16 protein-coding genes are annotated in these 20187 nt (G+C 38.1%); 8 read left to right on the plus strand and 8 right to left on the minus strand.

Going from position 1 to position 20187, the window contains the following annotated elements:
• Positions 1-9 precede the first annotated feature (9 nt).
• The 4 genes from DRF60_RS09425 (at position 10) to DRF60_RS09440 (ending at position 3490) form a co-directional block, all read left to right on the plus strand.
• A complete protein-coding gene (locus DRF60_RS09425; protein WP_116011842.1) occupies positions 10-1941 on the plus strand; it encodes a PAAR-like protein in 1932 nt (643 codons plus the stop codon).
• A gap of 19 nt (positions 1942-1960) precedes the next feature.
• Complete coding sequence (locus tag DRF60_RS09430) at positions 1961-2611, plus strand: hypothetical protein (protein ID WP_116011843.1); 651 nt, start codon at positions 1961-1963, stop codon at positions 2609-2611.
• Positions 2612-2615: 4 nt separating this feature from the next.
• The gene (locus tag DRF60_RS09435) at positions 2616-3023 is read left to right on the plus strand and encodes a hypothetical protein (protein WP_116011844.1); all 408 of its coding nucleotides are present in this window, start codon (positions 2616-2618) and stop codon (positions 3021-3023) included.
• Positions 3024-3229: 206 nt separating this feature from the next.
• The gene (locus tag DRF60_RS09440; protein ID WP_116011845.1) at positions 3230-3490 is read left to right on the plus strand and encodes a DUF6630 family protein; all 261 of its coding nucleotides are present in this window, start codon (positions 3230-3232) and stop codon (positions 3488-3490) included.
• A gap of 140 nt (positions 3491-3630) precedes the next feature.
• Here the strand turns inward: DRF60_RS09440 and DRF60_RS09445 are convergent, their stop codons facing one another.
• Positions 3631-5010: a hypothetical protein gene (locus DRF60_RS09445; RefSeq protein ID WP_116011846.1), complete on the minus strand. Its 1380-nt coding sequence runs from the start codon at positions 5008-5010 to the stop codon at positions 3631-3633.
• A 264-nt stretch (positions 5011-5274) separates the two neighbouring features.
• The gene (locus DRF60_RS09450) at positions 5275-5835 is read right to left on the minus strand and encodes a DNA-3-methyladenine glycosylase I (RefSeq protein WP_116011847.1); all 561 of its coding nucleotides are present in this window, start codon (positions 5833-5835) and stop codon (positions 5275-5277) included.
• Between the two features lie 140 nt (positions 5836-5975).
• On the opposite strand from DRF60_RS09450, the gene DRF60_RS09455 reads away from it, so the two are divergent.
• Together DRF60_RS09455 and DRF60_RS09460 are read left to right on the plus strand one after the other, a co-directional pair.
• Positions 5976-6275 (plus strand): hypothetical protein, encoded by a 300-nt coding sequence (locus DRF60_RS09455; RefSeq protein ID WP_116011848.1) that lies wholly within the window; start codon positions 5976-5978, stop codon positions 6273-6275.
• Between the two features lie 120 nt (positions 6276-6395).
• On the plus strand, positions 6396-7205 hold the full coding sequence (locus DRF60_RS09460; protein ID WP_116011849.1) for an enoyl-ACP reductase FabI: 810 nt from the start codon (positions 6396-6398) through the stop codon (positions 7203-7205).
• 78 nt (positions 7206-7283) lie between these two features.
• On the opposite strand, the gene DRF60_RS09465 is transcribed toward DRF60_RS09460, so the two are convergent.
• The 6 genes from DRF60_RS09465 to DRF60_RS09490 form a co-directional block, all read right to left on the minus strand.
• Complete coding sequence (locus DRF60_RS09465) at positions 7284-8723, minus strand: glycoside hydrolase family 30 protein (protein WP_116011850.1); 1440 nt, start codon at positions 8721-8723, stop codon at positions 7284-7286.
• 43 nt (positions 8724-8766) lie between these two features.
• Positions 8767-9576, minus strand: coding sequence for a glycoside hydrolase family 16 protein (locus DRF60_RS09470; protein WP_116011851.1), 810 nt, complete (start codon positions 9574-9576; stop codon positions 8767-8769).
• Between the two features lie 240 nt (positions 9577-9816).
• Positions 9817-12039 (minus strand): beta-glucosidase BglX, encoded by a 2223-nt coding sequence (gene bglX / locus DRF60_RS09475; RefSeq protein ID WP_116011852.1) that lies wholly within the window; start codon positions 12037-12039, stop codon positions 9817-9819.
• A gap of 9 nt (positions 12040-12048) precedes the next feature.
• Positions 12049-13476, minus strand: coding sequence for a glycoside hydrolase family 30 protein (locus DRF60_RS09480; protein WP_116011853.1), 1428 nt, complete (start codon positions 13474-13476; stop codon positions 12049-12051).
• A 3-nt stretch (positions 13477-13479) separates the two neighbouring features.
• Positions 13480-15030 carry a RagB/SusD family nutrient uptake outer membrane protein gene (locus DRF60_RS09485; RefSeq protein WP_116011885.1) on the minus strand — a complete coding sequence of 517 codons (1551 nt, stop codon included), beginning with the start codon at positions 15028-15030 and terminating at the stop codon, positions 13480-13482.
• An 11-nt stretch (positions 15031-15041) separates the two neighbouring features.
• Complete coding sequence (locus tag DRF60_RS09490) at positions 15042-17960, minus strand: SusC/RagA family TonB-linked outer membrane protein (RefSeq protein WP_116011854.1); 2919 nt, start codon at positions 17958-17960, stop codon at positions 15042-15044.
• Between the two features lie 175 nt (positions 17961-18135).
• On the opposite strand from DRF60_RS09490, the gene DRF60_RS09495 reads away from it, so the two are divergent.
• On the plus strand, positions 18136-19323 hold the full coding sequence (locus DRF60_RS09495; protein WP_238640140.1) for an MFS transporter: 1188 nt from the start codon (positions 18136-18138) through the stop codon (positions 19321-19323).
• A 22-nt stretch (positions 19324-19345) separates the two neighbouring features.
• Entirely contained in the window at positions 19346-20134 is a 789-nt protein-coding gene (locus DRF60_RS09500; RefSeq protein ID WP_116011855.1) for an NUDIX hydrolase, read from the plus strand.
• Positions 20135-20187: the final 53 nt, after the last annotated feature.

The following is a 20187-nucleotide window of genomic DNA, read 5'->3' on the forward strand; positions in this document are numbered from 1 at the left end:
CATCGCATTATGGCAAAAAAATACGTACCTGAAGGTGCCTTTTTAGCTTGCGACAAAGGAACAAGCCCCTCTACCCTGCGGGTAAGCAACAATAAGAACACGACGATATACAGTGTTCCCATGGCTTCTGAACTGGATTTCCTTCCTTTTTTTAATATTAAGCCCATGGGGTTTTGTACCAACCCTTTGAAATGGGCAACAGGAGCTTCTTGTTTACCCACCATTCTTACCGGATGGCAAGCGCCGAAGGACGGTGTAAAGATCAATGGCAGCCGGATGCTATTGGAAGATTCTTTCTGTAATTGTATATTTGGTGGAAAGATTAACATCTTCTTTGATAGAGCAGCTGCCGTATCATATGGCGTCGGAGAAGGAAAAATGCCTTCCGACTATATCAAGGAAGGCTTTGACTGGATCGCCGAGCAAAACAAAAAAGGTCGGGAAATGCGGGACCAGATGCTTCCTGACTGGATGAAACCTGTAACAGGTGTCGGAGACTGGTTCAGTGATCTGGGTACAGGACTGGTAGAAGGAGCCGTAAATGGTGTAGTTGGCTTAGGTGAAACACTTTATCAGGTTGGCCAGGATCCCGTGGGTACTGCTGAAGCATTGGGCGGAATGGTAAGTGATGGATGGAATGCAGCTACCGAAGGTGTTGGAAATGCCTGGGACTGGGCCAGCAAAGGAGATAACTGGAGCAATGCCGCTGAAGGAGCCTGGAACTGGGCCAGTGACGGACAAAACTGGGCAGATGCAGGAAGCGCAGCCTGGGAAGGCACCAAAGATGCTGCAAGCTGGGTAGCTGAAAACCCAAGAAAGATAGGAAATACTGCGGGTGAATTTATCCCGGATGCTGTAGCTGCCGTATATAGTGGAGGAACATCATTGGCCGTAACTGCTGGAAAGACAGCTTTAAAAGAAGGTGCTGAAGCAGTGGTGGAAAAAACAGTTAAAGAAACTGTAGAACAAGGTGTGAAAAAAGGTGCAGATGATGTGGCAGAAGCAGGAGCTAAAAAAGGAATTGCAGAAACCATGGAACAGCTTGCCAAAAAAGAAGGTGGGGATATTGCTAAGGTTATCACAAAAGACGCAGGTGAATTAGCAGCTGAACAAGCAGCAAAAGAGGCAGCTGAACGATGGGCGAAATTAGGATATGATGATTTAGGCACTACTGCCCCTTGTTTCTTGGCAGGAACTTTTGTTCATACAATTGACGGTTTGATTCCTATTGAAAATATTCAGATTGGTGATATTGTATTTTGTTATGATAAAATAAATAATGTAACAACTAAAAATAAAGTAACCCGTATCTACAACAACTGGACTGATAAATTTATTAAGATTACTACAGATAAAGAAATAATCAGCGCAACATTTAAACATCTTTTCTGGATTGAAGATGAAAGTAAGTGGATTACGGCAAAGGAATTAAAAACAGATATGATTTTAAAATCCTTGTCATTAAACAATATCTTAGTTAAAAAAATTGATTATCAAAAAGATGTGGAATTATCTACTTTTAATATAGAAGTTGAGAATAATCACAATTATTTTGTTGGAAACCAAGGCATACTTGTTCATAATGATAATAAACCTTCTAAATTTGAAAGTACTGTTAAAAAGCCTACCAAAATCTATGAAGTTTACGATCCCAAAACAGGAAAAACAGTATATGTGGGACAAACAGATAAAACGAATGTGGCAGACCGTTTTAAAGAACATGTAGCAGAAGGTAAAAAGAAAGGTAACCATAAAAAAGACTGGGGGAAGAAATACAAAATCCGTGAGGTTGCAAGCGGAAATTGGGACCCTTATGAAGCGTCTGTTTGGGAACAGCATTATATTGACAAAAACGGAGGCAAAGCTAATCTTCAAAATGGAAGAAATGAAATTACTAAACCTAAATTTGATAAATATAAAAATTTACATAATCCTTGTTAAATCATAAAAATCTATAAATATGAATATTAAACCCGGAACTATCTTTTCGGTAAATGTTTCTACTGACGAAAAAATTTTTGGAAGAGTCTTATTTAATGTTGATGAATATCTGGAAAAGAGTAAGAACGAAAATAATCAGAACTACTTTGATGTATATCAAAAATGTGTCTTGATAGAAACCTTTGGAAAAGTTACTAAAGAATTTGATGAAACCCTTTTGAAAAATGTAGCAGTTAAAAGCAGCTTTATTCCGATGGATACTTTTTCTGATGAAGATGAATGGGAGCTTACTGATTTGAATCTTCCTGTTTCGACAGAATATTTAACATTTCCTGAAGTTTTAAGATTCGTAAACGGGAAAATTTATTTCTGTGTAGGAGAAGTTACTATTGCAACTTCTTTCGATGAGGCATTTAGAGATCAATGTGGAGTTTATCCCTCGTTTGGCAGTGGATATTGGGAAGTTGTTGCCACACTGGATTTTGCTGACAGGAAAGATTTAATAGAAGATGAAGATGATGTTATGGATAAATATTTCAAAGATTCAGACTTGAGAGAAAGTCCTGAGGCAAGACAAGAAATTTATCAAGCTATTGGAGAAAATCCAAATTTGTCATACAATGAATTAGCATTAAAACACGGTTTCGACCTAAAAAGATTTTACAGTTAACTTTATGGAATTTCAAAACCAAATTTTACAAAGTATATTATGGAATTTTACTGAACAAAAATTTTCAGATATTGAAAATTTCAGGATCGCCTTGAAAGATTATAATGAAAAGATAACGGATGAAAAATTTTCAGAAAACCTGGATAAGCCTATTCTGAAAATCAATAAAGTTGCTATACAATATGAATATTGGGATGAAAATATTGAAGACATTATTGAACCAGATTTTCTATTGAATGCAGATAACGGACAATTTTTCACAACTGCTGAACTATTGTTTAAAATTCATAATCAGGTCCATGAAAAATTGAAAGATGATGACCATCATTTTTTTGAAGGATTAGAGTTATGGACGGGAGAAAATCCCAATTATCCTGACACTCCGTTATACTTTTTACAACAGGGAAGTTAAAGAATAATATAGTAGAAAAGGTTTCAAATTGAAACCTTTTTGTTTTAATAATCACACCATCATGAAGTAGAAAACACTGACAGACGGGACTAGGCAGATGTCCGATAAATGGATACAGGACAGATTAGGTAATACCGTCTCTAGACAAGAGTTGCGTAATATAACACAATCAGGTTACGAGAGAGTTGTGGGAAAAGTTGATGCTAATGGAAAATTACAGTGTTGCCAAATCAGGGATTGAAAATTTATTATCAAAATGGGATATTTCAAATAGATATCAAGATAATGACAATTTATATGACGAATATGCTGATCAATTTTTTCCGAAAGTAAATGCTATTCTTAAGGAGTTAAACTATACAATTTTTTGTCTGGATATCAATAGTGATAGCTATGTTACAGTAACGATTCTAACCGCAAATGAACAATACTTCTCGTCTTTGGATTCCAGAATAAAAAAATATTAATATGACACTTAAATATAAAAGAAACCAATCAAACTTTAAATTAACATAACCTATAACTATTAACCGCTTTAAGGCGGTTTTTTCATTTTGAAATCAAAAAAATTGTAGAACCCATGGCATTGCTTGTAAGACTTTTCAATTTAAAACTCATTAATCATCACATAAAAATGTCCGGAATACAAACTTTCAGGTCCGCCTGAGATATTTGTGAGATTAATCGTAACACTCGTAGTAGAAGTCATTCTTGGATTGGATACCGAAAAAGAAGTATTGCCTGCAAAATCGCCCGCCGGAGAAACTATAATTGCTGCTCTTACAGAACCCGGCTGCATATTCGCAGGAACAGGAATCTCGAGCGTAACAGATTTTCCGGGAGGCAGATTATTCACAGAAACCGATGGCCAGGCTTCAAAACTGATCTGGTTTTTTTGTACACTCCCCTTTTCACCCAATTTGTATCCACCATTTACATCCAATTTAGCAGATGTATTAGGGAATCCTGTACCTATTCCAACATTAGCATTATTATTTCCAATGGCAATTGCATTAGCTTGGGAAGTCGCCGCTCCATATCCAATCGCTGAAGAAAACTGCCCCAAAGCATTCGCTCCCGATCCTATTGCCGTAGAATTCTGATTATTGGTCATTGTATTATATCCTACAGCCGTTTCACTGTTAGAACTTGTTTTTGCATTATACCCTATTGCAGTAGACTGAAACCCGGCTGCTGTTGAATTTTTCCCTAAAGCCGTCGCATCATTTGTTGTTGTTTTGGCATTATACCCTGCTGCGATCGATTGAAAGCCTGATGCTTCCGCATTATTCCCTATTGCTGTAGCTTCATTCATTGTTACTTTGGCATTGAATCCTACTGCTGTTGACTGATAACCGGAAATTTTAGTATTGGCTCCCAAGGCTACCGATTCATTGGCCGTAACAGATGTATTTGTTCCTATGGCAATTCCCTGGTAAGCACTGCTGGAATTACCCAGGGCAATACCATTCTGAGCTGCATGAGATGCCATACCAAAACTTATTGAGTTATTTACACCCAAATGTCCTACTGTGGTAGAATTTACTTTAAAAATAAGATCATCTGAAGTATTGGTTCCTAAAGAAAGATTGGTATTGGCTCCACCTGAATTACCGCTGTTTGTTGCCGAGCTACTCCATGCTGAAAATGGAGCCACACTTCCTCCGCCTGCTCCGTTTCCGTTCGTTCCTGGAATGGTGGCAAGCATATTCCATTTGCCCTTATTCCAGTAATAAAACCCGGTCTCCGTTAAACTTCCTTGTCCATTATTCCAGACAATCAGCCCTTCCGCTGGATTTTGAATGGTTACCTGATCTATATTTGAAGCTAAAGACACACTTGGAAAAAGTACGCCTTTATTTTTTGACCAGATATGCAGCATAGCAGAAGAATCAGGCTCGGGCAAACCAATCCCCACCTGTGCGCTAATAAAATGAGTAATCAGTGAGAAAAGAAGAACGAGTTGAAGTTTGAGTTTACTTTGCATTGTCTTATGGTAATAGTTTATTTTTTGAGAATGCAAATATACGAATTTACAATAAAATAGCTGTATTTTTTGTCAAATCAATAAATAAACACTCAACAGTGATTAAACCAGCCGCTAATCACATATAATTGAAACATTATCAGTCATTAAAAAACTTTAAAACTAATAATAATGCGGCATTAGAGAGCCTATGTAAACTTATGTGTTAGAAAACAAATTACATTATATACAAAAAATATCACATTAAAATGAATAAAATAAAATTTATTTTTGTCTTACGAAGCAGCTTTCAATATGATCATTCACCATTCCGGTGGCCTGCATATGAGCATACACCACTGTAGATCCCATAAATTTAAAACCTCTTTTCTTAAGATCTTTAGACAAAGCATCAGAAATCTCTGTTACAGCCGGAACATCACTTAAGGTTTTAGGACAGTTGTCTAACGGCTTTCCCCCTACAAAAGCCCAGATATATTCTGAAAAACTCCCAAACTCTTTCTGAATTTCCTGAAACTTCTGTGCATTGGTTACCGTAGCTTTTATCTTAAGCCGGTTTCTTATAATACCAGGATCATTCATAAGCTCTTCTATCCTCTCTTCCGTATAATCTGCAATTTTCTTATAATTAAAATTATCAAAAGCTTTTCTGAAATTCTCCCTTTTAGCCAGAATAGTATACCAGCTCAGCCCTGCCTGAAAGCTTTCAAGTATCAGAAATTCAAAAATGGTTTCATCATCGTAAACAGGTCTTCCCCATTCTTCATCATGATATTTTCGGTAAAGGTCGTCTTTTTCACACCAGCCGCAACGGATTCTTTCCATAACAGTAATTTTATGCTGTATTAAAGGTAATCCGATTTGGAAAAGTATAACAAAGATTAAGAAAAGTTTAACAGCAGTTCCGGATTTTAGGAATGGTTATTGTTTATTTACTACTACACAACAATAAAATATTATATATTATGAACAATTCAGAATACAACAAAGCCGAAAATGCAGTAAATAACACAGAGAATTCCTTAAAGAATGCAGCAGACAATGCTAAATGGAAAATTGAGGATCTTGCAGCCAGAGCAAAAGATTATATCAATGAAAAAAGGAACAATGATGAAGAGGCACAGCAGGAAGACTGGTTTGAAAGAGTGAAAAATAATGCCGCTGATGCATGGGATGACATAAAAGACAAAGCGAGCGAAGCCTGGGAAAAAACTAAAGATGCTGCAGAAGATGCGAAAGCAGAATGGAATAAGAAAACCAATTAAAATTTCAGTCATATAAATATTTTCAATAAAATGGAGTCTTAAATCAATAAGGCTCCATTTTTATGATGTCACAAACACAAATTATTGCTACATTTGTATTTAAATAAACATTAAAAAATTATGTCATACGGTTTACTTAAAGGCAAAAAGGGAATTATTTTTGGAGCCCTTAATGAGCAATCAATCGCATGGAAAGTTGCAGAAAGATGTCATGAAGAAGGTGCTGAATTTATCTTATCAAATGCCCCTATTGCTTTGAGAATGGGAGAACTTAATGGTCTAGCGGAAAAAACAGGTTCTGAAGTAATTGCTGCCGATGCTACCTCTATTGAAGATCTTGAAAAACTTTTCGATGCCGCTGTTGCAAAATTTGGAAAAATCGACTTTATTCTTCACTCCATAGGAATGTCTATCAACGTTAGAAAAGGAAAACATTATACAGAAATGAATTACGACTGGTTAGAAAAAGGTTGGGATATTTCAGCTGTTTCTTTCCATAAGGTAATGCGTGTAGCCTGGGAAAAAGACTGTATGAATGAGTGGGGAAGTATTTTGGCGCTTACTTATATTGCTGCTCAAAGAACATTCCCGGATTACAATGACATGTCTGATAACAAGGCTTACCTGGAAAGTATCGCAAGAACTTTCGGAAACTATTGGGGAGAAAGAAAAGTACGTGTCAACACAGTTTCCCAGTCTCCAACAATGACTACTGCAGGTAGCGGTGTGAAAGGTTTCGGCGGATTCCTTGGATATGCGGAAGATATGTCTCCGCTTGGGAATGCTACAGCTTTAGAATGTGCAGACTATTGCGTAACTCTTTTCTCTGACCTTACCAAGAAAGTAACAATGCAGAATCTTTTCCATGACGGTGGCTTCAGCAGCTCCGGAGTGACTCAGAAAGTCATCAGCAAATATGATGTTGAATAACTGCACTAAAAGATATTGTAAACAATAAACCGGCGGCCTCTTCGAGGCCGCCGGTTCTATAAAAATGTTAATATGAAGTTACAGGATAACAGTCTGTATAGAATGCGCCGGTGCAGATAATTTCGCAGCCATTCCTTCGATCCACAGATTCGTTTCAATATCATTCCCGGAATCATTCATGATCACAGTAATCAGCTGACCGTTTTCATTCATGAATGTGGTAGACGTAAGAGCGGCTCTGTTTGAAGAACTTCCGATTCTCCGGGCATTAGGCTTAATGAATTTTGACACGTGGCCTACATAATAATATTCATAGGTATAATGTACCTCTCCTGTTTTGGTATCTGCAATGATTGGGGCAAAACAGAAGTTTCCGACATGGTTAGGACCTCCGGTTTCATCCAGCAATACATTCCAGTCTGTCCATAAAGCGGTTCCTTTATTGAAATCATTAAGCATATTTCTCCCGTAAAGTTCGCCCAGACTCACATCATAAATTCCGGACATATTGAACTGTTCTTTACAACCTTCGGTAAAAGCGAGAAACATATCCGGGAAAGCTTTCTGGGTTTCAGATAAATTGTCGAAAAGCTGGGTTTTATTATTCCAGGTTTCATACCAGTGATACCCGATTCCGCTGGCATATTTTGAGGTTTCAGGATCACTTAAAGTTGTTGTTGCTCTCTGGTAGATTAAATCCCGGTTGTGATCCCAGATCATTACCTTTTTGTCTTTGTAACCATTTTTCCAAAGTGTCGGCCCAAGGTTGTTCTTAAGAAATTCACCTTCTTCTTCAGCTGAATAAATGCAGGACTCCCAGGTCTGTGTCGCCATAGGCTCATTCTGTATAGTCAGTCCCCAGATGTTGATTCCTCGTTTTTCATATTCTTTGATGAATTTAATGTAATAATTTGCCCAGGTCTGATAAAATGCATTTTCCAACCGCCCTCCTTTCAGCATACTTTTATTAGATTTCATCCATGCTGGTGGACTCCATGGGGAGAAGTAAAACGTGAAATCTTTCCCTATCGCTTTCTGAGCTTCTTTAATCATCGGGATCTTATACTTTTCGTCATGGGCAATATTGAAAGTCCTCAAAGCCGTATCATTATCTTCCACATAAGTATAAGAATCACTGGAAAAATCGCAGGAGTTCATATTGGTACGGACTACAGTGTATCCCAATCCGTTTTTTCCAAAGTAAGCCTCTATAATCTCTTTCTGCTTATCCTTCGGCATTTTATAAAAAGTTTCTGCAGACGCATCAGTGATGGCACCACCAATTCCGATCAGCTTCTGATATTTAAAATCCGGATCTACAAAGATACAGGCATCTGTTTCTTTGGGCTGTCCAAACTTCTCAAACTTAACCGTTCCTTTATCTGCCATTTTCTCATTGGCCCTGGAGTTGGTAAGAATAACCTTTGCTGTTTTCCCTGCATTCTTTTTCCAATAGTTCTGCGCATTAGCATTCAGAAACGCTCCTACTGCCAAACAGCTTACAATTAGTTTTTTCATAATTTTTTCTTTCTGTTTTTTGGACGTAACTGCCCTCTCTTCATTATTTATTTTGATAAACCCTTACATAGTCTATATAATATTTTTGCGGAAATATGCTGTCATCTATTCCTTCTTTTCCGCCCCAGAAACCGCCTACTGCCAGATTTAAAATAATAAAATAAGGCTGGTCGAAAGGCCATGCTTCATAAGTTTTTTCTTTATTTTCATACGTGAAAAACTTTTGGTCGTCAATATAGACATCAATTTTTTCCGGTGTCCAGTCTACTTTATATACATGGAATTTTTCACTGGCATCCTTCACAACCAGAGTATCTGTTTTCTGTGTCCCCTGAATATGATTATATTTTTTGGTATGAACCGAAGCATGGATATACCCCTGGTTGAAACCTACATGTTCCATGATATCCAGTTCGCCGTCATCCGGCCATTTTTTCATGTTCTCACTCATCATCCAGATCGCCGGCCAGGTTCCACGGCCTTTAGGAAGTTTAGCCCTTACTTCAACGGTTCCATACTTAAAAGAAAATTTTCCTTTGGTTAAAAGTCTTGCAGAAGTGTATTTATTCTCTTCCCAGTTTTCTTTTTTCGCTTCAATGACAAGGTTTCCGTTTTCCATTCTGGCATTCTCCAATCTGTTCTCTGTATAAAACTGGGCTTCGTTGTTGCCATAACCGCCTCCGCCTACATCATAGTTCCATTTTAATGAATCAGGAAGGCCTTTCCCATTAAATTCATCGCTCCAGATCAGTTTTCTACCGGAGCCTGCTTTGTTTGAGGCGCAGCTTGCCACAGAAAGAACTAATATTCCTGCGGTACAGAGTTGGGCGATAAGTAGGAATCTGATTTTCATGAATGGTAGTTTATGATTAGGTTTTGGCTAAAGCCGTTTTCTTTTTTGGTTTACATGGAGTTGGGCTAAAGCCCAACCCTATTGAATGTTTTTGTTTTTTGTTTTGGCTGGGCTAAAGCCCGGCCCTATTGAATATTTTCGTGTTCTATTCAATTCTGAGCTTTGAATCATGTTTAATCTTATTGTTCAAAGTTTTGTTTTTTTGTTTCGGGCTGGGCTAAAGCCCAGCCCGAAACATTTTTACTTCGTCCAGGAAATTCTTTTTGTCTGAACATCCTGAGAATTGGTTCCAACCATAATATCGAATTCCCCACTTTCCCAATCATAGTTCAGGTCGTTATCAAAGAATTTCAGATCTTCCGGGGTCAGTTTGAAGTCTACTTTTTTGCTTTCTCCTTTTTTAATGAATATTTTTTGGAAACCTTTCAGTTCTTTTACAGGCCGTACGACTTTCCCAAAAAGATCTCTGATGTAAAGCTGTACGACTTCTTCTCCGTCATATTTCCCAGTATTGGACACTGTTACGCTGATATTTAAAGTCTGGTTTCCTTTAAGACTGGTTGAACTTAAGACCATGTCAGAATATTTAAAATCCGTATAGCTTAATCCGTATCCAAAAGGAAATTTTGGATCATTATCCAGATCAATATAAGCTGAAACATAATTTCTATCTGTGTTATTTTTCGCAGGTCTTCCTGTATTGTAATGATTATAATAAATAGGAATTTGTCCTTCGGTTCTTGGGAAGCTCATTGGAAGTTTTCCACCGGGATTTACTGCACCGAACAGAACATCGGCAATAGAATTTCCGGCTTCGGTTCCCAGCCACCAGTTATAGGTTATGGCAGGAATATTTTCTGCTGCCCAATTGAAGATCAAAGGTCTTCCTGCATTGATCATTAAAACAACAGGTTTTCCTGTTTTAGCTATTTCTTTCAATAAATCTTCCTGTACGCCGGAAAAACCGATATTGCTTCTGCTTTTAGCTTCACCGCTCATATCATGACCTTCTCCTAACGTCATGATCACTACATCAGCTTTTTTCGCCGTTTCCACCGCTTCTGCAAACATGGATTTGTCCTGATCATCTACGTTACAGCCTTTTGCGTATAATAATGTTGAATTTTTACCGAGTTGATTTTTAATTCCGTCAAATTGGGAAATGATTCTTTGGTTATCGTCTTTAAATGCAATGGACCAGAATCCGTGGTTGGCTACTGTTTCTTTCCCGAAAGGTCCGATCAGTGCCACTGTCTTAACGTTTTTTGAAAGCGGAAGGATATTTCCTTTATTTTTCAGAAGAACAATACTTTTTGAGCCGAATTCTCTTCCAAATTTCCTGTTTTCAGGATTATCTGTTTGTTCTTTCTGTCTTTTTTCATTGCTGAATCGGTAAGGATCATCGAAAAGTCCCATCTCGAATTTCTTGGTTAAAATCCTTCCCGCTGCATCATCTACTAATCTGACATCTATTTTTCCTTCTTTAACCAGTTTTGGAAGTTCAGCCATATAAACACGGCTTTCCATATCCATATCACTTCCACCTGATATAGCTTTTTCAGCGGCCTCGTTAGCGTCTTTGGTATAACCATGAGGAATCATTTCCCCGATGCTTCCCCAGTCTGACACCACAAAACCTTTGTAATTCCACTTTCCTTTTAAAAGCTCTCTCTGGATATATTGATTGGCTGTAGCAGGAATTCCGTTGATATCGTTAAATGAATTCATGAATGTAGCTACTCCTGCTTCGGCTGCAGCTTTAAATGGAGGCAGATAGGTTTCATTGAGCTGTCGTAAGCTCATATCTACAGAATTGTAATCTCTTCCGCCGACTGCTGCTCCATAGGCCGCAAAATGCTTGGCACAGGCCATTACCGCATCAAGGCTTCCTAAGCCCTTTCCCTGGAAACCTTTAATTCTTGCCAGACCAATCTGGGTTCCCAGGTAAGTATCTTCACCGGAACCTTCCATTACTCTTCCCCATCTTGGATCTCTGGCAATATCTACCATAGGCGCAAAGGTCCAGTGAATACCATAAGCTGAAGCTTCGGTCGCTGCAATTCTTTCTGATTTTTCTATCATTGCCAGATCCCAGCTTGCTGCCTGACCCAAATTGACAGGAAAGGTCGTCCTATATCCATGGATAACATCCTGTCCGAACAGTAAAGGAATTTTCAACCTTGACTGCTGGGCCAGTTTCTGGAAGGCCCTGGTCTCATCAGCCCCCGCTACATTGAGCATGGAGCCTACTTTTCCTTTTTTTATTTCTTCTAAAACAGCCGCAGAATTAGATTGCTGAGGTCCTGTAGCGTATTCAAATCCGCTGTACTGGACCATCTGCCCTACTTTTTCTTCGAGTGTCATCTTAGACAGCAGCTCAGCCACTTTCTGATCAACCGTTTTCTGCCCGTGGACATTAATTCCCAATGCAGCAATTGTAAGTAAGAAATAAACTTTTTTCATGATATTAAATTAAAAAACATAAGTCGCTGCCGAATTTCCTGAAAGGGTCACGGGAGCGGTCTTTCCGTTATATTTGATATTAAAACTTTCGCCTGTACTGTTTCCGTTCTGGATAATAAGCACTGTTTTTCCGGCAGGAGTTTTAAATGCTGCCGTAGAAAGTGTTTCTGTCTGTGTGGAAGCGATACGCTGTGAACCTGCAGGGATAAATTTAGAAGCGTGCGCGATGATATAATAGGAAACATTTCTGGTAAAATTTTCACTATCGGAAACTGTTATAGCCCCTTTACATTCTGTACATCCGCCATCTGTATGAGGTTTGTATTGCGGATCATTCGCTACATTCCATTCCAAAGCAATTCTGCTCCAGTTTCTCATGGAACCGATGATTACATTTTTAATGTGCCAGTTCAGGTCTTCATTAAAAGTACCCTTCGATCCCGTCCACTGCTCGGTAAAATACAAATTTTTATCCGGAAATGCGTTGTGTACTGTGCTTAAAGCTGAAATATCTCCTTCGTACAAATGGAAAGCCGAACCGTCAATATACTGATAGGCTTCGGGATCTTTCAGAATATCAAGGGCATATTCCGGTTTGTTGCAGTTATGATCGTAAACTACAATTTTTGTTTTGATATTATTAGCTTTAAAAACAGGACCCAAATGATCTTTGATAAAATCTTTCTGCTGCTCAGACGGCATATACAGACTCGGATTGTTTCCGGGATGGAGAGGTTCATTCTGAGGCGTAACGGCATCAATGGTAATCCCTTCCTTTTGCATTCCCTGAATATATTTTACAAAATATTCTGCATAGACTTTATAAAATTCAGGCTTTAAAATTCCTCCTTTGGATTTTCCGTTATTTTTCATCCAAACCGGAGATGACCATGGAGCAGCAATAATTTTAATATTGGGGTTGATAGCCAGGATTTCTTTCAGCATTGCAATGAGATCTTTATCCTTTGCCAGGCTGAATTTTGAAAGTGTCGGATCTGTCTGGCCCTCCGGAAGATCATCATATGAAAAAACTTCACCATCGAGATCGGAAGCTCCAATACTTATCCGTAGATAGCTTATGGAAATTGAATTTTTATCTTTCCCAAAAAGTTCATTCAGAAGTGCCTTCCATTTTGAAAATGAAAGGCGGTTGATCACCTCAACGCTTCCTCCTGTCAGGGTATATCCAAAACCGTCAACATATTGAAATTTTTGAGTATCATCAATTTCAATATTCTGCCAGTTATTGGAGTTTTTTATAAATTTAACAGGGTTCTGCTGCTGTAGTTTTACACTTTCATTACCTTTGGTAAGCCAGGATTGAACATTACTTTCCTTTCCCGCACCTACCGAAGCGCATGATAAAGGAAAAAGTACCACGCCGCAAAGCAGCGCGGTACCTTTAAAAAAGAAACTATATAAACTGTGAAACTTCATGTTTTAGTAGCCTGGGTTTTGTTTTAAAGCAGTATTCGGCAATTCATTAAACGGAATTGGAAGAATTTCATTTTTATTTGCCTTAAAACCTTTAAAAGTAAGTACTGATGGAGCATCTCCCCATCTGACAAGATCAAACCATCTATGTCCTTCTCCTGCAAGCTCTCTTCTTCTTTCATCCTTAATAGCCTGTAAAGAAACAGGAACCGGTGTTAGGCCGACTCTTGCTCTTACTGCATCCAACAGAGCCTGTGCTCTGCCTCCGGCACCGCCCAAGGCTTCAGCTTCCATTAGATAAGTATCTGCTAACCTTATAGCGATATAGTTTTGTCTGAAGTTAAGTTCAGCAGGACCTGGAAGTGAGCTTTTTAAAGCATTCGTAGGTAAATACTTATTAAGAAAGTATCCGGTATCTGCAAAAGCAGGCGCATAAGTGATTTTACCTTCTGTCACCAGTTTTTTTGCATTGAAAACAGTCACGTCCAGTCTTGGATCATCCTGCATAAAAGTAACAAAATTCTCTGTTACGGTATTAAATGCCCAGCCCGAATAGATATCCGGTGCATTATTATTCGGAACATTTTTTAAAGAGTAAGAACGGGGTCCCACCATTACGTTGATAGAGTTTCCTTCATCTTTGCCCTGTCCCCAGAATCCCCAGTCGGAGCTTCCTTTATTGGTATGCATTACTTCCAGAATGGATTCTGTTGAAAATTTATATGGATCTGCCGTTTCCGGTCCCACTTTGAATAGATCGGCATAGTTGGCCACAAGTTTATATCCATACTGGCTGGTTCCTCCAGGCGTACCATTTACTTGAGCAAATTGTGCAGCAGATTCAGCCATTTTTTTATCATAAAGATAGATTTTACCTAATATAGCTCTGGCGGTTCCCTGCGTTATTCGTCCTTTATCACTGGTACTTGGCGTCATCATCAGATCCGGAATAGCAGCATTGATATCACTTTCTATCTGGGCATAGACATCACTTGGCTTGGCCTGTGGAATATTCCAATAGTCATCATCAAATTTTACAGATTTAAGAATTAAAGGAATATTTCCAAACATTCTTAATAGCTCAAAATAATATAAAGAGCGGAGAACTTTAGCTTCTGCCATATATCTTTTCTTAAGATCTTCACTCATGGAAGCTCCCGGAACTCTCTCTATTAAAAGGTTAGCACGTGCAATTCCCTGATAATAGTCTCTCCAGTAGCTGGCAGGCATTGTATTAGGATTGATCATATAATTATTAATTCCCTGGATACCTGCACCATCGTTAGAACTTCCTCCACCGGAATAAAAATCATCAGATCCTGCATTAAAGAAAGTAACTGTATTTTCGAATCCCGCCGAATATTTTCTTAAGCCATCATAAACGGAAATCAGTGCGCTAAAAGACTGCTGTTCATTCTGAAAATACAGATCGGTATTAAAAGATCCTGAATTCTGGACATCATCCAAATAGGAATCACTACAGCTTATATTGGTAAAACTAAGACCTGTCAGAAACACAACGGCAAGTCCTTTATATATAATATTCTTATTTTTCATTTTATTCATTATTAAAATTGGATATTAGCGCCTAACAAAAATGTTCTTGCTTGTGGATAGTAAGCCCTGTCAACTCCTATTATGTCCTGTTCGGAATTGTTTCTTCCTGCGATTTCCGGATCGTAGCCCGTATATTTTGTGAAAGTAAAGACATTTTCTCCCGTTACATAAAGTCTTACTTTCGTCATTCCAAAACGGCTTGTAACATCCTGAGGAAGTGTGTAGCCTAACTGGATGATTTTCAAACGGACATAATCTCCTTTTTGAAGATAGTAATTTGACATCCAGGAATAGTTATGGTTAGGATCATTACGGGTAATTCTTGGGTTATCATTGGTAGATCCTTCTCCTGTCCATCTTTCTAAGATTCTTGTCTGGTAATTGGCATCAGGAATATCCAACCTTCTTAAACCCTGGAAAATTTTGTTACCAGCCTGTCCCTGGGCAAACATCATAAAATCGAAATTTTTATAATTTAGATTCACGGTTAGCCCGAAAGTATATTTCGGGATAGAGCTTCCTAAGTTTACTTTATCGTTGTCATCAATTTTTCCGTCTCCATTATTATCCTGCCATATAAAGTCTCCCGGTCTTGCGTCCGGTAATAATTTTACACCGTTGGCATTTACATAATTGTCGACTTGTGTCTGATTCTGGAAGACACCACTATACGTTTGTCCGTAAAATGATCCGTAAGGCTGTCCTACTGCCACTCTGGATACTGCTCCCATTGTCTGGAAAGAGGCAAGGTTAAAATAGTCTATATCATCTTCTAATCGTAAAACTTTATTTTTAATAGTAGCAAAGTTCCCGTTAACTGATATGCTGAAATCCTCCCAGTTCTTTTTGTAACCCAGCTCAAGTTCTAATCCTGAATTTTCCATATCCCCTACATTTGACCAAGGTAAATTAGGAACCCCTACATAACCAGGAATGTTGATTTGTCTGAGAATATCAGTGGTTTTCTTTTTGTACCAGTCTGCTGACAAGGTAAAATTGTTGAATAATTTTAAATCTGCAGCAATATTCAGCTGGCTGGTCTGCTCCCATTTCAGGTTTGGATTTTCCAGCGTGCTTGGCGCATAACCAATGATGATATTATTACTGGAGTTGGTATAATTACTTCCTGAAACCATGAAACTTGCAAATCTGAAGTTATCCATTTCATCATTTCCCAACACTCCGTAACCTCCCCTAAGTTTTAAGTTATTAACCACCTTATTTTCCGGCCAGAAGTTTTCTTTATGAACATTCCACCCTAAGGACATGGACGGAAAAGTTCCCCAGTGCTGATTCGTGGCAAATTTTGAAGAACCGTCCCTACGGATAGTTCCTGTAAATAAATATTTATCTGCATAATCGTAAATGATTCTACCAAAATAAGATGCTTTACGGGTCTCAATTCCATCCCATCCTTTTGCTATAATATCATCCTGAGGAATATCAAAGTTGAAAGAAGCATCCTGCCAATTATCAATAGGCAGATTACTATAGGTCAAACTTGCCCCGCCGGCAATGTTGTATCGGTAAACTCCCTGACCAACCATGATGTTGATATTGTGATCACCGAACTTGTTCTGATAAGTCAATGTATTTTCCATGCTCCATTCGAATTTATTTTCGTCTACCTTATTCAGGCTGTTGAAGCTGGTATTGTTAAAATTGGGGCTTAAATAATATTTAGGCGTGAAAGTACGGCTACCCCAATAGGATTTCTTCCCATTTAAACTTGTTTTGAAAGTGAAGTGATCAAGAAACTTAAGCTCTGCAAAAACATTTCCCACGAAATCGTCAGACCAGTTATAATTTCCCTGCTGTAAGTGACGGAAAGCTTGAGGATTGGTCATTTCATTGTTTACATATCTGGAAATTCCGTACGGACGGCCCTCAGAATCACGGATGATATAAGGATTGGTATAACCACTTGGGTCTACCATAGACCAGTCTGTAACGACTACCGGAGTTGTAGGATCTAAATTAACTGCTGAAGCCAATGGCCCCCCGAATTCCTCGTTGGCACTTATTCCCTGGGATTTTGTTCGTGTATAAGCAAAGGTTTGTCCCAAAGTTAAAAAATCGGTAACCTTATGGGTTGAGTTAAATCTGGCATTTATTCTTTTGTAATAAGAAATATCACTCATTACAATACCTGCTTGATCAAAATATCCAAACGATGTATAGTAGGTTGACTTTTCATTACCTCCGGTAATACTTATTTCGTGAGAAGATTTTTCACCGGTTCCGAATATAGCATCCTGCCAGTTGGTTCCTCTTCCTAATGATCCGGGGTTGGCATATCTGGGTGCTCCACCATCATTTACAAAACCTTCATTAATAATGTTTGCATATTGAGTGGCATCCAGAAGATCTATTTTTTTCGCAGCGTTTGAAAAACCGTAAAACCCATTATATGAAAGACTCAGTTTTCCTTTCTTTCCTTTTTTTGTTGTAACCAGAATTACACCCTTTGCAGCAGAAACCCCATAGATAGCAGATGATGCCCCGTCCTTCAATACTTCCATACTTTCTATATCAGACTGGTTCAGCCATCCGATATTGTCTACTACAATACCATCTACAACCCATAAAGGACTATTACTACCTGCACCAAAACTGGTGATTCCACGTACCCGTACCGTAGCAGCAGCTCCGGGTTGCCCGGAATTCGTCACTACAGAAACACCTGCAGCTCTTCCCTGTAATACCTGTTCAGGCTTACCTGCCGGAATGTTTTCTATATCACTTGCTTTAATACTTGCAATAGCTCCGGTCACATTACTCTTTTTCTGTGTACCATAACCGATGACGATAACTTCTTCTATTTTATTCTCTTTCGGAACAGTGTCTTGTACGCTGGTCTGTGCACTGAAATTGGCTGTAAAATACAGCACAGCAACTACCCCCAGGCTTCTTGATACTCTTATATTCATATACAGTTAGTTTTTAATTCTCAAATTGAGACAATAAAAATATATTTTTTTTTAATAAATTAACATTGTATTCATAAATATTTTAATTTTTCGTTTATTTTTGGGAGTTTAAAGCCTTATATCTTCTTCATAATTCATAAAAAAATTATATAAAAACAATAAAAAAAGCCCCAAAATGACAGCCAAGCTTTCCAAAATCTCACTTCCCTTAAAACTGACCTTTCTTATTTTTTCAATGGTCCTGAACTGTATGGGTATTGTGATCCTTCAGCTTTCAGAAGCAAAAATCACTTATGAGAAATTAGGATTTCTGGAATCGTTTAAAGATCTTCCTATCGCATTTATTTCACTTTTCGCAGTAAATTTCATAAGCAGAACAGGAGCAAAAAAAGCATTAATATCAGCTTTAGTTATTGTAGGAATCTGTTCATGTCTTCTTCCTTTTGTAGAAGATTTCTGGTTTTATAAAGTATGGTTTGCAATCATCGGGACCTGTTTTGCCGTTGGAAAGATTTGTGTCTTCGGAATTATACGAAACAATGTTTCAGATGAAAAATCTCTTGCGAAAATGATGAACAGTGTGGAAGCCTCATTCATGGTCGGCATTTTTGTAGTGAATACCGGTTTCGGATGGCTCATTTCCAGCCGCTATTCCGACTATTGGAAGTTTGGATTCCTGTCTATTACAGCACTTTGTGCAATAACGATATTCCTGTTTTCAAAGCTGACTATCTCGGAAGCAAAAAAAACCGAGAATAAAAGCCTTATTGCTGAGCTTTCAGTATTTGCAAAGCCTGCAACAATTATGTTTCTTGCTGTAGTTTTTTTTATCGTTTTTGTAGAGCAGGGATTTAATTCATGGCTGCCCTCTTTCTATAAAAACCACCTGAATGTCAATTCATTTTTTGCTTTACAAGCCACTTCTTTCCTGGCCCTTTTTTCTTATGCGGGCAGAACAGCAACAGCTAATATCATTCACAGATTTTCACTGTCAAAATATTATATTCTGTGCATTTCTTTAATTATTGCTGTGCTGGTAATTATCGTGGGAATACAGTATTTTGATTCTATGAATTCCGGTATTATTCTATTTTTATTTCCGGTGATCGGACTTTTCCTTTCGCCGCTCTACCCTGTCATCAATTCAAAGATGATTGCACAGATCGACAGGGAAAAAATCAACCTGTTTACATCCCTGATTGTAATTTTTTCATCGCTTGGCAGCTCTGTCAGTTCAATTATTATGGCAATATTGTTCGGAAAACAGCTGTTAAACTATTATCCTCTTTACATATTACTTGCTGTTTCTGTGCTTTTTATGGTGAGTTTAATATATTTTAGGCTTGCAGGAAAGAAATTATAGAAAATAATTTTATTTTTACTCCATGAAAATCAAAGACACCAAAAATAAAGAAACCCTTCAGGAACTTATTGATACAAAAGATTTTGTAGCACATGTATCTGTTGACTGCACAATATTTGGTTTTCACAATAATATTTTGAAGGTTTTGCTTCTGAAGTACCACGATCTGGATCTGTGGTCGCTTCCGGGCGGTTTTGTTTTCAATGATGAAGACCTTCGTGAAGCCGCTGCGAGAGTACTGTATGAAAGAACCCATCTTCAGAACCTTTTTTTAAAACAATTTCACACGTTTGGGAGAATCGACCGAACGGAGAATAATGTTCACCAGATCCTTCTCAATAATAAAGGAATTGAAGTTCCGAAAGACCACTGGATCTTCCAGAGATTTATTACAGTAGGTTACTGCAGCCTTATTGATTTTTCTGTTGCCAATACTTTTCCGGATGCATTCAACGAAAGCTGTGAGTGGTTTGAGGTTAATAAACTGCCCAAGATGGCCTTTGATCACGACCGGATTATAGAAACAGGCCTTGAATACCTTCGTATGAATATCAATACGGAAGTGGCAGCCAGCAATCTTCTTCCTGAAAAATTTACGATGAAAGATCTTCAGTCATTGTATGAAACCATTTTAGGACAGAAATTCAGGAGAAATAACTTTCAGCGCAAAATATTAAGCTTAAATATTCTGGACAGAATGGAGAAACTGTATGACGGATCCGCCAATAAAGCTCCGTATCTGTATAAGTTCAAAAACAAGGTACACAATGCTGCCAATCAGTACCCTATCTCTAATGATGAAGAGTCTTAGGAAACTGTATTTTAACTGAAATCTTCATATTTCCATTTATCTCACTGGAAATC

This window comes from Chryseobacterium elymi (assembly GCF_003385495.1).
In the GTDB taxonomy this organism is placed as follows: domain Bacteria; phylum Bacteroidota; class Bacteroidia; order Flavobacteriales; family Weeksellaceae; genus Chryseobacterium; species Chryseobacterium elymi.